The organism is Moorena sp. SIO3E8 (genome assembly GCF_010692445.1).
Classification (GTDB): domain Bacteria; phylum Cyanobacteriota; class Cyanobacteriia; order Cyanobacteriales; family Coleofasciculaceae; genus Moorena; species Moorena bouillonii.
Window position 1 is genome coordinate 1 of the sequence record NZ_JAAHHM010000145.1, and the last position, 14,423, is coordinate 14,423.

The 14,423-nt window shown below is 43.9% G+C and carries 12 protein-coding genes and 4 pseudogenes; 9 read left to right on the forward strand and 7 right to left on the reverse strand.

Features of this window, described 5'->3' with window-relative positions; all coding sequences use genetic code 11:
- Positions 1–122: 122 nt before the first annotated feature.
- Positions 123–356 (forward strand): annotated as a pseudogene (locus tag F6K46_RS32895) (RNA-guided endonuclease TnpB family protein); the annotation flags it as partial.
- A gap of 50 nt (positions 357–406) precedes the next feature.
- Here F6K46_RS32895 and F6K46_RS32900 read toward each other — a convergent pair.
- Positions 407–601: pseudogene (locus tag F6K46_RS32900) on the reverse strand (alcohol dehydrogenase catalytic domain-containing protein); the annotation flags it as partial.
- Between the two features lie 52 nt (positions 602–653).
- Here F6K46_RS32900 and F6K46_RS32905 point away from each other — a divergent pair.
- The 5 genes from F6K46_RS32905 (at position 654) to F6K46_RS32925 (ending at position 5,301) form a co-directional block, all read left to right on the forward strand.
- Positions 654–815 carry a hypothetical protein gene (locus F6K46_RS32905; protein WP_293054243.1) on the forward strand — a complete coding sequence of 54 codons (162 nt, stop codon included), beginning with the start codon at positions 654–656 and terminating at the stop codon, positions 813–815.
- Between the two features lie 87 nt (positions 816–902).
- Complete coding sequence (gene map / locus F6K46_RS32910; RefSeq protein WP_070391333.1) at positions 903–1,691, forward strand: type I methionyl aminopeptidase; 789 nt, start codon at positions 903–905, stop codon at positions 1,689–1,691.
- 388 nt (positions 1,692–2,079) lie between these two features.
- A complete protein-coding gene (locus F6K46_RS32915; protein WP_293117767.1) occupies positions 2,080–4,296 on the forward strand; it encodes an S-layer homology domain-containing protein in 2,217 nt (738 codons plus the stop codon).
- Positions 4,297–4,426: 130 nt separating this feature from the next.
- Positions 4,427–4,648 (forward strand): hypothetical protein, encoded by a 222-nt coding sequence (locus F6K46_RS32920; protein ID WP_293054235.1) that lies wholly within the window; start codon positions 4,427–4,429, stop codon positions 4,646–4,648.
- A 419-nt stretch (positions 4,649–5,067) separates the two neighbouring features.
- A complete protein-coding gene (locus F6K46_RS32925) occupies positions 5,068–5,301 on the forward strand; it encodes a hypothetical protein (RefSeq protein ID WP_293054232.1) in 234 nt (77 codons plus the stop codon).
- 163 nt (positions 5,302–5,464) lie between these two features.
- On the opposite strand, the gene F6K46_RS32930 is transcribed toward F6K46_RS32925, so the two are convergent.
- From F6K46_RS32930 to F6K46_RS32940, 3 genes are all read right to left on the reverse strand, one after another.
- Positions 5,465–6,295 (reverse strand): hypothetical protein, encoded by an 831-nt coding sequence (locus F6K46_RS32930; RefSeq protein WP_293054229.1) that lies wholly within the window; start codon positions 6,293–6,295, stop codon positions 5,465–5,467.
- A 464-nt stretch (positions 6,296–6,759) separates the two neighbouring features.
- Positions 6,760–7,383, reverse strand: coding sequence for a type I restriction enzyme HsdR N-terminal domain-containing protein (locus tag F6K46_RS32935; protein ID WP_293054226.1), 624 nt, complete (start codon positions 7,381–7,383; stop codon positions 6,760–6,762).
- 86 nt (positions 7,384–7,469) lie between these two features.
- The gene (locus tag F6K46_RS32940; RefSeq protein WP_293054223.1) at positions 7,470–7,664 is read right to left on the reverse strand and encodes a hypothetical protein; all 195 of its coding nucleotides are present in this window, start codon (positions 7,662–7,664) and stop codon (positions 7,470–7,472) included.
- A gap of 84 nt (positions 7,665–7,748) precedes the next feature.
- On the opposite strand from F6K46_RS32940, the gene F6K46_RS32945 reads away from it, so the two are divergent.
- Positions 7,749–7,898: a hypothetical protein gene (locus F6K46_RS32945; protein WP_293054220.1), complete on the forward strand. Its 150-nt coding sequence runs from the start codon at positions 7,749–7,751 to the stop codon at positions 7,896–7,898.
- A 176-nt stretch (positions 7,899–8,074) separates the two neighbouring features.
- Here the strand turns inward: F6K46_RS32945 and iscB are convergent.
- A pseudogene (gene iscB, locus F6K46_RS32950) lies at positions 8,075–9,457 on the reverse strand (RNA-guided endonuclease IscB).
- Positions 9,458–9,757: 300 nt separating this feature from the next.
- Here iscB and F6K46_RS32955 point away from each other — a divergent pair.
- Both F6K46_RS32955 and F6K46_RS32960 read left to right on the forward strand, forming a co-directional pair.
- On the forward strand, positions 9,758–10,204 hold the full coding sequence (locus F6K46_RS32955; RefSeq protein WP_366510680.1) for a hypothetical protein: 447 nt from the start codon (positions 9,758–9,760) through the stop codon (positions 10,202–10,204).
- A gap of 234 nt (positions 10,205–10,438) precedes the next feature.
- The gene (locus F6K46_RS32960; RefSeq protein ID WP_075896905.1) at positions 10,439–11,836 is read left to right on the forward strand and encodes an LCP family protein; all 1,398 of its coding nucleotides are present in this window, start codon (positions 10,439–10,441) and stop codon (positions 11,834–11,836) included.
- Between the two features lie 29 nt (positions 11,837–11,865).
- Here the strand turns inward: F6K46_RS32960 and F6K46_RS32965 are convergent.
- Together F6K46_RS32965 and F6K46_RS32970 are read right to left on the reverse strand one after the other, a co-directional pair.
- Positions 11,866–13,252 (reverse strand): annotated as a pseudogene (locus tag F6K46_RS32965) (transposase).
- Positions 13,253–13,787: 535 nt separating this feature from the next.
- Positions 13,788–14,423: N-acetylmannosamine-6-phosphate 2-epimerase (locus F6K46_RS32970; protein ID WP_293117770.1), on the reverse strand; the 636-nt coding region annotated here is incomplete at its 5' end.

The window sequence follows — 14,423 nt, forward strand, 5'->3', positions numbered from 1 at the left end:
CAACCCGTTCTAATGTAGAGGTACCAATGACAATGGTTCCTATAATGAGGAGCCGTATGACAGGAAACTGTCACGTACGGTTTTGAAGACGAGTCGGTGGAGGCGACTCCTCGGCTTAGTTTAATGGTAAGAGAGTCAGACGTGGAATGTACAAGACCTCAAAAGGTCACCTGGTTAATGCAGATTGTAATGGCTCTGCCAATATTGCCAGAAAAGTAGCCAGACAGTTAGAGATTAATCTGACCAAGCTGGGTAGGGAAGCATTGACACTTCCACATCGATATGACATTTTCAAGTCTCTGAAAAGATCATATCGAACAAGAAGCGAAAAGGCACGGTTTCAACCTGCCTTGTAGCAACATTGTAGAATCCCCCGTGTTTCAACCGGGGGAGATGTCAAACCTGCTCCCTCATGTCCTAGAATGGCTGGAAATAGTCCTTCTGGATCTGCGCCAGACAGGGTATACGCATCGGTATGGCATACTCCGGTTGCTTTAATTTCCACCATCACCTCACCCGCCTTAGGTTCCGCTACCTGAACCGTTTCAATGGATAACGGTTTGCCTGCTTCAAAAGCTACTGCGGCTTTGACCTCCACAATCAACTCCTACTTGGTCTTATCAACTGACCTATTCTATTGAACTATTCTGGCTTTGGATAGCAAACAAAAGACCAGGTACATAGCATTTTTACCTGATCCGAAGTTTCCGATTCCCGATTCCCGATTCCCGATTCCCAATTCCCGATTCCCGATTCCCGATTCCCTAAAACCCACAATATACTTCACCGATTGCTCTCAAGCCGACCGGCGTTAATGAGCGATCATATTATTGTACAATTAAAAAAACAACAAATAGTATAATTTTTCCCAATTTTTGGGGTAATTGACGGAATAGACACTCATGGCAGCTGAACGAATTGTCATCTTATCCAGTAGAGAAATAGCTAAAATGCGTCTTGCTGGACGCTTAGCCACTGCACTGTTAGACCATTTAGAACCCATGGTTAAGCCAGGGGTAAGCACCCTAGAGATTAATGATGAAGCGGAACGCTGGACAAAAGAGCATGGGGCAATCAGTGCTCCCTTAGGTTATCAGGGTTTTCCTAAATCTATCTGTACTAGTATCAATGAAGTTGTCTGTCACGGTATCCCTAACGGTAAGCAAATCCTTAAAGATGGGGACATCATTAATATTGACGTAACACCAAAGCTGGATGGATATCACGGGGATACCTCTAGAACCTTTTTTGTTGGTACCCCCTCACCCCTAGCAAAAAAGCTGGTGGAAGTTACTGAAGAGTGTATGATGCGTGGTATTGCTGAGGTCAAGCCAGGAGCAAGAGTTGGCGATATTGGTGCTGCTATCCAAGAGTATGCCGAGTCCAACGGCTTTTCCGTAGTGCGAGACTTTGTTGGACACGGGATTAGCAAGATTTTCCATACAGCTCCCCAAATTCCTCACTATGGCACTAGAGGGAAAGGAAAACGCCTCCGGGCTGGTATGGTTTTCACTATCGAGCCAATGATTAACGAAGGTACCTACGAAGTGGAAATTCTAGCTGATAAGTGGACAGCTCTAACAAGCGATCGCAAACTTTCTGCCCAATTTGAACACACTGTAGTGGTCACTGCTGACGGCGTAGAGATTCTGACCTTGCCAGAACAGGAAATCCAGAGCAAATCGGCTTAAGTGCCATTAGTCATTAGTCATTGGTGCTTGGTAATTCGTGCTTGGTGCTTTCTACTTGATGCTTGGTAGCTGCCAGGAGACCTGATGTTTGTGAATCTGTTAGTCAATTTGGGAAAAGCACTAATCACCAAGACCTAAATCAAAGCACTAAGGACTAAAGGCTAAGGGCTAAAGACTAAGGATTAATTAATATGGACATTTAATGAAAATCGAGCTTAAACTGTGAGATATAGGCAGTAAAAGCAGGCACACTATCTAGGTAACAATTCTTAAGAGTATTTCTAAAGAATGCTAGCCTCCTGCTCAGGAAATTAGCAAGTGGTGAACCCTCCCATGGGTGACACCGCCGTTTTGCTGTGTTCTTAAGCGTTTTGGGTAATCCTAAATTATGGCAACTCTATACGTCAATCCAGCTACTGGAAGTGATAGCGCTGATGGTAGCGAATCTACGCCCTTTAAAACTATTACCAAAGCCTTCGATTCAGCTGGATCAGGTGACCAGATTCAACTAAAACCTGGTACTTATAATACTGGCAGTGGTGAAACCTTTCCGCTGAAAGCTCCCTCTGGTGTAAAAATTATAGGGGATGAAGCAAACAAAGGCAAGGATATCTTAATTGAAGGCAACGGATTGTTCAACACCCGTTTCGGTGGTGGTCAAAACGTGACCCTTATCCTAGCTAAGGATACCGACCTCAGGGGAGTAACCATGACCAATCGTGAGCGCCGAGGTACTGGTGCCTGGATTGAGTCTGGTAGCCCTATGGTTGCTAATTGTACCTTTAAAGAGTGCAATCGTGAAGGGGTTAATGTCACAGGTGAAGCCACACCAGACGTTAAAGATAATAATTTCATTGGTAGTGGTATAGAGGGTCAAGGGATATCGATTACCAGGGATGCCAAAGGGAACATCCAAGGCAATACCTGTAAAAAAATGGGTAATGGCATTGCTGTTGATGGTAATGCAGCGCCCAGGCTGGTGGATAACACAACCTCTCAAAACATCTTTGGGATAGTGGTTTCTGGGGACGCTCGACCGATACTGCGTGGGAATCGGATTGAAAACAACGAAAGATTTGGTCTGTCAGTTTCTGGGAAGGGTTTGCCAGATTTGGGAACCGCAGGAGACCCAGGGGGAAACGCACTGCGTAACAACGGTGAGTTTGATTTAAAAAATTACACCAAGGTTGAGCTGATTTCAGTTGGTAATGAGTTAGTTGCCTCAAAAGCCAGTGGTCCAGTTTCAATTGAGGACGCGATCGTTGTTGGGCCTGGTGGTGGAGAAACCCCTGGTGGTGGAGAAACCCCTGGTGGTGGAGAAACCCCTGGTGGTGGAGAAACCCCTGGTGGTGGAGAAACCCCTGGTGGTGGAGAAACCCCTGGTGGTGGAGAAACCCCTGGTGGTGGAGAAACCCCTGGTGGTGGAGAAGCTAAAAAGTTAACTGATATTGCCGGTCATTGGGCAGAGGATTTCATCGAGGGATTGTACACTAAAGGATACGTTAGTGGCTTCAATGATGGCAGCTTTAAGCCAAACCAAACCATGACTCGTGCTGAATATGCGGCCTTGTTAGTCAACGCTTTCGATCCTCAACCTGAAAGGGCAGCCAAGGATTTCACTGATGTTGATTCCAAGTATTGGGCTTACGAAAAGATTAAACAAGCCTATCGTGGTGGATTCCTGTCTGGCTTCCCTGGGGGGAAATTCAAACCCACAGACAAGGTTCAGCGTGCCCAAATCATTGTTTCACTGGTCAATGGGTTAGACTTAACAGCTTCTAGCCCCAATGCGTTACAAGCCTACGATGACAGCGGTTCCATTCCTACCTACGCCATTGAGGCTGTCAAAACCGCAACCAAAAAAGAAATTATCGTAAATCACAGCAATATCAAGCAACTCAACCCCACTCGCAATGCCACCCGTGCTGAAGTAGCTGCGATGGTTTATCAAGCCTTGGTGGATGCTAACAAAGTCAGCGCCATTAACAATCAATATATTGTCAAATTTGACGACGACGGGATACCCACATTCGCAGACATTCAAAACCACTGGGCGAAAGAGTTTATTCAGGGATTGTTGGCAGAAGGTATGATTTCAGGTGTTGATAACACTAACTTTAAACCTAACGATAAGATCAACCGTGCTCAATATGCGGCCTTGATTAGCAAAGCGTTTAACCCTCCAGCGAAAAGGGAGGCCAAGCAATTCAAAGATGTCGGTGATGGGTCTTGGGCTAAGGATGCGATTCAAAAAGCCTATCGTGGTGGATTCCTATCTGGTTACGCTAATGGCAACTTCGGACAAGCCGATAATGTTAAGCGAGCGGATGTGATTGTTTCCTTAGTAAATGGCTTGGGTTTAAAAGAATCAGACCCCAATGCTTTGGATCTCTATGATGACAAAGGAGATATTCCCAGCTATGCCACAGATCAAGTAATAACCGCTACTAAAAAACTGATTGTGGTCAATTCCCCTGACCAGAGGAAACTCAATCCTGTGCGTGAGGCCACTCGTGGTGAGGTAGCTGCGATGGTTTATCAGGCTTTACTGGATCAGGGCACACTAACCGCTGCTGTTAATAGTGAATACATTGTCATTGGTTGATTTATGGTTTGGATCTAACCAGAGTTAGATCAACTAAATCTTCCTAAAAATATCGGTAGCCTGCTGAGTGCAGGCTTTTTTTTGTATAGCGCCATAGCTGTAAGCGATTGACCTACGGTCACGCTACGCGATGGTCCAATGGAGCCGCTACGCGATCGCTTACAGCATGGATACATTGATTCCTGGTCTCTACGTTTGGCTTGGATCATTATCTTTTCGCATTGGTGGGGTTGCTCAAGAAGAAAACTATCCAGGGACTATCCATGGCTTTAGTGGGTTAGCACTGGTACTACCGGGATATCGCATCTACAGCACATACCAAGGTAGCTATGACCCTCTTTTGTCAAACTAGGAGAAAGCCATCTCTGAAAGCGTTATGGGGCTTTAGTTACTATATTTTAGATCCAATTTTGAGTTTGTGGAACAAAACTCTAGTAGTTAGTGTCTAGGTTAAGTAGCGTCCAAAATACTGGCTACTGACTACTTTTTAGTATTGTAATTAGTTTAATTTGAAACCGCTATAAATCGTCAAGCTTCGATTAAATAAAAGTTTGGCAATGCAGATATATGGGTATGATTCCGCCCCCCTAGCCCCCAATTTTGGATGATTTAGGGGGCTTTTACAAAATCAAATATCTAAATTTATACTTCAATTCAGCCAAGCCATTTTTTTTAAGATAATCGTCCTGATATTGTTTGCCTTCCAATGTAGAAATGGTTAGTAACTCCTTAGTTACACTAACTTTTTTTTTCTAAGTTGGAAAGTGACAGATGCCGAATAACCGCGATGCAGTTGATACAGACATACAAACACTATCAAGTATCTCTAAAACTTTAGAGATACTTTATAAACATCTTAAATCCGACTCTACAACCTTAAAAAATAATATAATAAAAGCAAAAACAAAAATCGATGAGGCCGTAAAAATTCTTAATAAAAATTACTATGAACTAGCTAATATCTATCAGGCACCACCACCGCCCGATAAAAAAGACATTGTTTAAATCCTAGAATTTTGCCGATAACATTGCTGCTAAATCAAAGCTGCTAAATCCAATATAAAAAAGAGGATTATCTAAACTGTATAACTGGATAATAGAGAATCCTCTTTTTTTTAATTAATACAAAAAATTTCTAAATTTACTCAGCTCTAAAATCAGTTATAAGTCAGAGACTATCAATTAAAAAATCAATATATGTCCTAACTTCTTCACGCTCCAAATCATTTTTGAAGTACTCAGGCACTTTCTTATTTCTTATGTATGTTAGAGCGACAATATGAACTTGAAATGGTCTAACTGATGACTCAATTTTAAAGTGTCTTTTTAAGCCGTCAGTATTTTGATATCTGCCAAGCTGCAAACTAATAATAAGCCACTTGATACACTGCTTGATATCTTTATGAAATTTATCTCTAACTTCTTGTTGTTTTTTTCTAGGAAAATCTTTAAATAACTTGGAGTTATCCAAACCTTCTTTTGCGGCTTCTCTAACTATCTTAGTGGGTGTGTTAAACAAGTAGTGCTGAAGCCAATTCTCCTGAAACCACTTATTTTGAATGCACTTCACAGCCTGATGACGAGCTTTAGCCCTTTCCGGAGATGTAGCAAGGTTGTGTACTTGTCTCCGCAATTCTTGAAGTAAACCCTCAAATTCATAATTATCTGCTGTTTGGCTTAAGAATGTTTCTAATTTTTCAACGATGGTTTCTAAGTTTTCAACGAGGGTAACTACTGTTTGATATTGTCCTTTCCTTTCACGAGAAGCCCTGCGCTTCCTCTCCATCAATTGTCCTATAATAACTCGGGTATAAACCCAAGGCACTATCCCTGCAACAGCAAATATACCCAAGAGTGCGGGAATTTTATCTTTTGTTTCCCTAATTCCACAAACAGTAGATTCAAGAAACCAAATACTAATAAATAAAACAATAATATATGCAATGATAGCCCCTATTTTAAGAGCAGGTATCTCTTCTGGAGTGACTTGCCTTGTCATTGTTAATGATTTTGCTTAATGATTTTGAAAGAACCTATCAGATCTAACTTTTATAATCAATTAGGTGATTAGCTTATCCCAGAAATAATTATGTTCTAATTCTCCCTATCCCCTTTTCCTAGGAATCGAAAAACTTTACACTGATTTCCTCTTCGTTTTATCAGTGACCTCAGCCCTATCGCTCTCAAGTTCCCAGAGTAATTTTACTTTTCTGAGCGCCTTTATTAGAGCTGTTTTAAAACAAATAAACAAATAAGTAGACCATAGTAAACAAACTGTTGGTTACAGCAACAGCTCGTTCTCAGCTTACCCCCTAATCAGCTATGGGGCGATTAAGGGTGAAAACCGCTGTAACTTTTCTTATCAAACTATAGCTGTAACCCTCCTTCAGTCCTGGACTGGTCTCCCAAAACGAATTTAGCAAATGTTATGAGGGGTGACAACCCGTAAAAGCTAACGAAAACTCAATTAACAACCAATTGAGCAATGCGCTTGAGGATCCTAAGCACATTATACCAGTCATTGCCACGATAGAGGGTAAACTCATCGGAAAGAGCATACATCGGTCTACCGGATTTGGTTAGTTTCAAAAACCGGAAATTAGTACCATTAGTCACCAAGCCAAAACTAGGGCGCAACTGATTAGGATTAGCCATCATGTAGGTCAATGCCTGAGGAATTGCTGACTTGAGAGAGAATCCAGCTTGTTTTGACTCAATCACTAATACCCAAAACTGCTCTTGTAGCACCAACACATCAATACGCCCTCGCAGGATTTCGTGCTCCTCAACAGCGGCAATTTCTATTGCGGCCTCTGTCTTGAGGTGAAAGGGAGAACCATAAAAACCCGCTAGTCCTAACAAGGGAGACAACACTACCATTTTGACAATGTCTTCCACCATCGGATACTGTTCCAGGTATAGCATGTGAGCCTTAATTTGCTCTAAGGACTGCCGTTCAGTGTCGCTAAGTTCTGGTAACTCGTCCTGCCACTCTCGGAAAAATTGGTCATCCTCTGCTGGGGTGAGGTCAAATTTGACCTTCACATCATGCAAGGTAAGTTCTGTTACTTGAATCGTCTTCACCATCAGGATTGAGCCAAGGTCTGTCTTAACTTCTTGGAAAACCTATGATCGCCGACCGCGAAAGCTAGTTAGGGCTTACCACTAGTTTGTCAGTTAGACTTCCCATAGCTCCAGGCTCGACCTACTAATGCGATCGCTAAAATCACAGTTGGAGCCAGGATCCCAATCAACCCATTAACAGATGTAGCGGCAATGGGTACACTGGGAGCAACATATTTAATAATAACAGAAATTATCGTGGAGAGGATGACGAGTTTGATAATGAAGCTTAGTTGATTATCCATCTAAATACGGGAAGGGGACTCCCGTTATAAACGTTAGTTTTAGCGGGTTTAAAGTTACCGTAAGATAGTGGAGCCTTGTCAGCCATGCAAAGCGCGAGTGGGGGAAACCACGGCAGTCGCTCATGGTTTGGGTTCTGTGTGCGGAACCTGCGTCCGCACCGCTGTTTGCCCCGTGGAGACCCCCGCAGGTCGGCGCTGCCTCCCCAAGACCGTAATGGTGCCCTTGACCCGTAATTAAATTCGCCACGGGTCGCACCTCTGCATCGCTATTAAAAAAGATTTAACCATGCATCTGCATAGCCCACTAGACTCTAAAGGCTCCACAATAAACAGGTTTCGTCTCCGGGGAATTCCCGCAGGTCAATAAATTGAACGCGAATGCGTGGCCATAGGCCAAGCGCGAATCGTTATTAATTAGACGCATACTGATAGCCGTCAGCCTTAAATATTGTTTTTAGATATTTTGGATGAACATCGATCTTTCTCTGAGGAACCATTAGTACAAAACTTGGACGATAACGAATAGCTATCCGACCTGTATACTGCCCGGCGTATTTTCCTTTTTTTATGTTAGCTTTGACGATATCTCCTGTCTGAAAACCTTTAAAAAACTTAGCAGAAGGAGCATGAGCTTTTGGGAACCCGTATTTATTGGGTCGGCATCTTTGACGAACACCATGACCAATAGCGGTTACTGTCAGTGGTTTTATTCCGTTTAGTAATATTTTCCCAGGGGTAGTTTTACCTACACAAGCAGCATCGATCCAGTGAGCTTTTTCGAGACCCCTAGTCTTACGATTAAACTTAGTCAATCCACCCGAACCTGTCTCGACGGGTAATCCAGTTAATTTTAGTCTTCTCCATAATTCCCAACGGGTTGAGTTGACGGCTGCGGCATCTTTCAAAGGGGTTTTTGCTTTAGTTAATACTTTTTTGAGAATTGTTGGTTTTTTCTTTAAAAATTTCTGAATCGGTTCGTTGCCTTTTCTGAGATTACAACACCGACAAGCAAGAGTTAGATTGCTGACTCGATTACTGCCACCTTTTGATTTGGGAACAATGTGCTCAACTTCTAAAGGCGTATTAATGGCACCACAGTAGACACAACTGTGTCCCCATTTAATAAGAAGGTACTCTTTCACCTCAAACCCATACAGCTCGCCATATTGATATTCAACTCCTGACACTTCTGGATTTTGCATTTTTTGAGTATCAAACCGCACTAACTCTTGAGATATTGCAGTCACTGGACACAACTTCCTCAGTCGTCTCACCCAGGTCTCAATATTAAATATTCGACTCATTGTCTTGATGCAGTCGCTCATGGGGGAAACCACGGCAGTTGCTCATGGGGGGAACCCCCAAGACCGCACTGCCTCCCCAAGACCGCGCTGCATCGCTAGTGACGGAGGCAGCCACCCTTCTGGGCGTCTCCGGTTAAGAAATCGAGGTTTACGGTAACGAGTTTGCCTGCTTCTTCTACCTCGCCTTAAGGCTCTTCTGGACTCCAAAGAATTCTTGATGTTTTGTCCTCGATGGTTAATTTCTAATGCACCTGTCACCCGTCCAGTCTGTTCTTGAATGACAGCTATTCCGGTTGTTTTCGAACCAGGGTCTATTTTGATTCTGTGTGGATGAGTTACAGAATTATCAACACTCCTATCCTGCATGATAATAGTGAATGGATAGCGCTTAAATACTTTAGCCCTTCCTTTCTTGAGTAGTTCTCTAGCTCGTGCCGGGTGACATGGATCCAGAGGTTTTTTATCTTGATCTAAAACGAAAACTCGCATTACTTTGAACACTCCACAACGTGGGTAAAGTTTGCCTTGACAATGTTATAAGAGCTTGAGAGGTTAACAACACTTCCTTAACTCTCTACAGATGTTTAATTGTTAACAACAGAGCTGAAGGCTGGCACGCACCTACAGGTGTTATGACTCAAATAACGTAGACCATTACTAAGTCTTAGTCTGGTCAACTATGAGCTCCTACAAGCTCCCGCTATAGTCCCATAGGACTTAGCGGTGAGTTATTGACTGCCCTATTGCTATTACTATATTGCCATTGGTGAATAACGACTAGGAAATGTCATGATAAGAGGGAAAACCACCAAGTCATGGGGTTTGAGCGATTATCAAGGCAAGCTACGGATGAAACAGCATGTGAAAAACACTAATTCTACCGAAAATCAAGATATTCAGCGCTTACAGCTATTTATTTACCTTGTCCCCATCTTTGGCTTGTTTCCAGCACTGTGGACATTGTACCACTCTCAGGGAAGCAGAAAAGAAAAAACCGTCAGTCGCTTGTCCGTCACCTTGGCCTTTGGTTGGTTGCTAGGATACAGTTTATTATCAGCAGGAACACAATTGTCGGAATTTTGGACATTACGCTTGCTGTTTCTCAATGCTATGCTAACATCTGGTTATTTTCTGGTCAGTTTCGCTGTGATGGTGCGCTTATGGCAGCGCCAGTCACCACGCTTGCCTGGGATTAGCCGGATCTCTGAAGGAATCCTGGGCAAGTATTTGTCCTAGTTTAGGGGTTTACTAAAAGAAATAATGTACTCTAATGATGGTTTTGACTGACGGATTGGGCAAGGTTGATCGAAAATTTACCTGATCAGGCAGCAACCTGTTATAAAACCTGCTATAGAGTATTAATACTAAACCTTAAGATGGAAGATCCAGGTCAACCATGTGAAACCGGTCAGGAGTGAATAGTCTTCTTCTGTCAATACCATCCCTATTGCCTGTGTGTGAGGAAGCCCAGTGCCAGTTCAAAGAACTTATCGAAAACGCCGTGTAGTGAGAAGACCTACTCGCCCCGTTCGCAGAAAAAAGGTAAAAGTCAAGCGAGGGAATTGGCTCTGGCTTTGGCTAGGTTTTACCGCAGTGGCCATGTCATCTGCGGCAGCAGGTGCAATACTAGCTGTATCCCTGGCAAGTACCCCTTTGCTGCAAAGTGAACTGACTCCGGACGAGAAATCTGTATTTAACCAAGAGGAAACCATCTCCAGCAACACCATGCACTTGCCGGAGTTGACTCGACCAGTTAATATCTTATTTCTTGGTATCAAAGTCCTAACCTCTGATCTAGATAAACCCCCAGAAGTAGACCTGGGATACCACGCTCTGGTCAATTCCTTAGAGGGTTTGTCAGATACCATGCTCCTGCTACGGTTTGACCCAGACGGGGAAAAAGTCAAAGTTCTTTCCATGCCTCGTGATACTCAAACTCGTATTGAGAAACATGGTAAAATTAAGCTTAATGCTGCAAATTATTTTGGCGGGCCTGCACTCACAGCGAAGGCGGTCAGTGATCTTCTTGATGATGTGCCCATTGACCGTTATATCCGAGTAAACGTTCAGGGTGTGGAAAAAATGGTGGATGCCTTGGGAGGAGTTACGGTCTATATTCCCAAGGACATGAAGTACACCGACCACTCTCAACACCTTTATATCAACCTCAAAAAAGGTAGACAGCACCTGGATGGTAATAAAGCGATGCAGTTCCTGCGCTTTCGCTATGACAAGTATGGGGATATTGGTCGAGTTCAGCGGCAACAAATGCTGATGAGGGCTTTGGTAGAACAGGCACTAAAACCTAGCACTATAGCACGAATCCCACAAATCCTCTCAGTTATTCAGTCCCACATTGACACCAACTTAAGTGTAGAAGAGCTAGTGGCATTAGCGGGTTTTGCCACCAAGACTAAACGAGCCAATGTCCAAATGCTAATGCTGCCTGGTCGATTTAGTAACGATGGCAAGAAACAAGCCAGTTACTGGTTGCCAAACCACCGCCGCATCCAGGAGATGGTGGCTCAGCACTTTGGTCAAGGCTATACCTACTACTCCAATGCCAACTCCACATCCCTGCGCATTGCGATTCAATACACTACAGATTCTTCTGAAGTCGCTAAAGCTATGCTCCGCAACCTCAACCGAGGTGGCTACAAGAATGTTCGTATTGATCAGAAATTGTCTAGGGAACCATTGCGCACCACTCGCATTATTGCCCAACAGGGAGACGATGAAAGTGCTGCCACTATCCGTAACTATTTGGGATTTGGGGAAGTGCGGGTGGAAAGCACCGGTGCTTTTTCCTCAGATATTACCATTCAGTTGGGTCAAGACTGGCTACAGAAACTGGATTATCCACATTGACATCTCCCCCGGTTAAAACACGGGGGATTCTACAAGGATGTTACGCGGCAGCGGTTTTCCCGTGGCGCTCCACTCTTGTTTCGATATGATCTAGACAGGTTAGTGAATAAATCGTACCGATGCGGGAGTGTCAAAGCTCCCCTACCCACCTTAGTCAGGTCGAATGACTGTGTGGTTACTTTTTTGAGTATGTTGGCAGCACCGTTAGTATCGGCATTGATCAACTTTCCGGAAGCAATCCTATACAAACCACGCCTAACTCTTTTGCCAGAAGGGATCCATCCGTTGGGTTTTGCACCATGTTTTGGTAATGAATCGCCGTCCAAGAAAGACGCTTTACTTGTGTAAGATTCTTCAGTGACAATCAGATTTATCCCATATTCAGCGACATTGCTGCTTTAGCCGTTCGATTAGCCGTTTAGTGGGAATGGTTACAAACTGTTGGTTACCTTTGTTTCCCATATTGGAACGACTCTTGTGTCCTTCGTTCCAGCCAAATACCAGATTACCTATCCCATCGTTCAAACAACGATTCACGAGAAACCGAGCTGCTTTGTTGATTGCATCCCGCATCTGATTATTTCGCTTCAACTGAATTCTGTCTAAATGGGAGTCCCAGTACTTCATTGACTTTCCGTGTTTGTGTTTAGCTACAAGGCGACAATAACCTTGATTCATTGATTTGAGCTTTCGACCGTCAATAATGAAGCTTTTTCCCAAGGTTGAAACGCAGGTTAGCCAGTTATCGCCACCGTGGTCTATCCCGATCGCGTCAGAGTAATCAAGATTTGGATTATCAGTTACTGGTTGCTTTCCATCATCAATGACCCAGTCTACCCACAATTGTCCGTAACAAGGGCGAACTGTCACTTCTTTGACCCAGTCAGGATCTATGAAATCAGGAGGGTCTAAGGTTATTTGAGTCAGCAGTTCCGGTTTGCTTTCCTTACTAACAGAAGGATGAAACAATCCCTCTTTGTAGGTTAGAGCCTGGCTAGGAAAAGTCACAGAGGCAAAGCCTCCAGACTTCCTGTAACGAGGGAATCTAGGTCTGTCTACTTTTCCTTGATAGTACAGTCCCACCAGTTTGTTATAACTAGCGATCGCTTCCCCGACGGTTTTCAGGGTTTGTTGAGCAGACTGAGCTGCCATCCCTTTATAGTGGGGCGACATCTTCAAGGCTTTGTCTAATTCAGGGTATTTGGTAGCACACTTATAGGTTTTCCAACCACATCTCAATTCATCTTCACGCCAGTAACTCGTAAAAGCTTCTTGCTCTTCAAGCCATTTATAGTGTTTCTGTTTGGCATAATATACAGCACAATTAAATAAGCTGTTGGCCTGTTGACATTGAAACTCCCAAAACACTTTCTCTTCTTCCAAGAAGTTAGCTTTCACTGGAATTGTTCTATACACTTGATACCATCGACATTCTTTGCTAACCTAATTTTAGTATATATTGATGTTCTAAATATGTCAACAACAAAACAGACTAAATCCCAAAAAAGGATGAGGGGAATTCCCGTTCATTATGACGAATTAAAAAAGACACACAGCATCATGCTTACTGATACTGTTTGGAAATGGCTGCAATTGTCCGCAAAGGAGTCAGGGACAAGCGTGGGGGAATACATAGAGCGCTGGGCTAGAAACCAGATAGAGGACACGACGCCGATATTTCCAGTCTCTGTTTTTCATCCCGGAGCCCGTACCTTAGAATAAGGCAGCCTTAATCATGGAGGCGCGCTTTCGCGACGGCGAATTAAATTCGCCATGGGTCGCGCCTCAAAGTTTTAACCCTGGGACGAGTAGCCGACCAACCATAAAGGCTGCCTTATTCTTGCGGTAACTTCTGACCCCGGCTAAAGCACGGGGGTTCTCAAATTTCAGGAAGTTTTGATAGCAGACCATTTCCTGCTTCTAGCAAGGGAAATTATAGGGTTAATCCTAGTTATAATAACTCTAGAAAAGCCTTAACTTGCAAATCAATACCAGTAATGGCCGTGCCGACAACAACTGCATAGGCTCCCAATTCTAGCGCAGTTTGAGCCATCTTGGGGGTGGCAATACCCCCTTCGCAAATGGTTGGGATGTCTAGATGGTTCACTAACTGGCTGAGTAGGCCAAAGCCGGGAGGACAAAGATGGCTGGTTTGAGCGGTGTAGCCATAGAGGGTGGTACCAACTAAATCCACACCAGCGGCTTGTGCTGCGATCGCACTCTCAAGGGTATCCACATCTGCCATCACCGGTTTACCCAGTGTATCGTGAATCTGCTTAATTAAACCTTGAACTGTTTCCCCTCCAGGACGTTCCCGTAAGGTGGCATCAATGGCAATAATATCAGCACCAGCGGATGCGATCGCTTTGGCATGGTGAAACTGGGGAGTAATATAAACCTCAGACTCCGGTAACTGTTGCTTCCACAAGCCAATAATTGGAGCAGTGGGACATTGACTACGGACAGCTGCCACATGGTCAGGTGTATCAATACGCACACCCGATGCCCCCTGATTCATAGAAGCCTGTGCCATAGCGGCAATCACTAGGGGGTTGTGCAGGGGTGAGTCAGGGGGTGCCTGACAAGA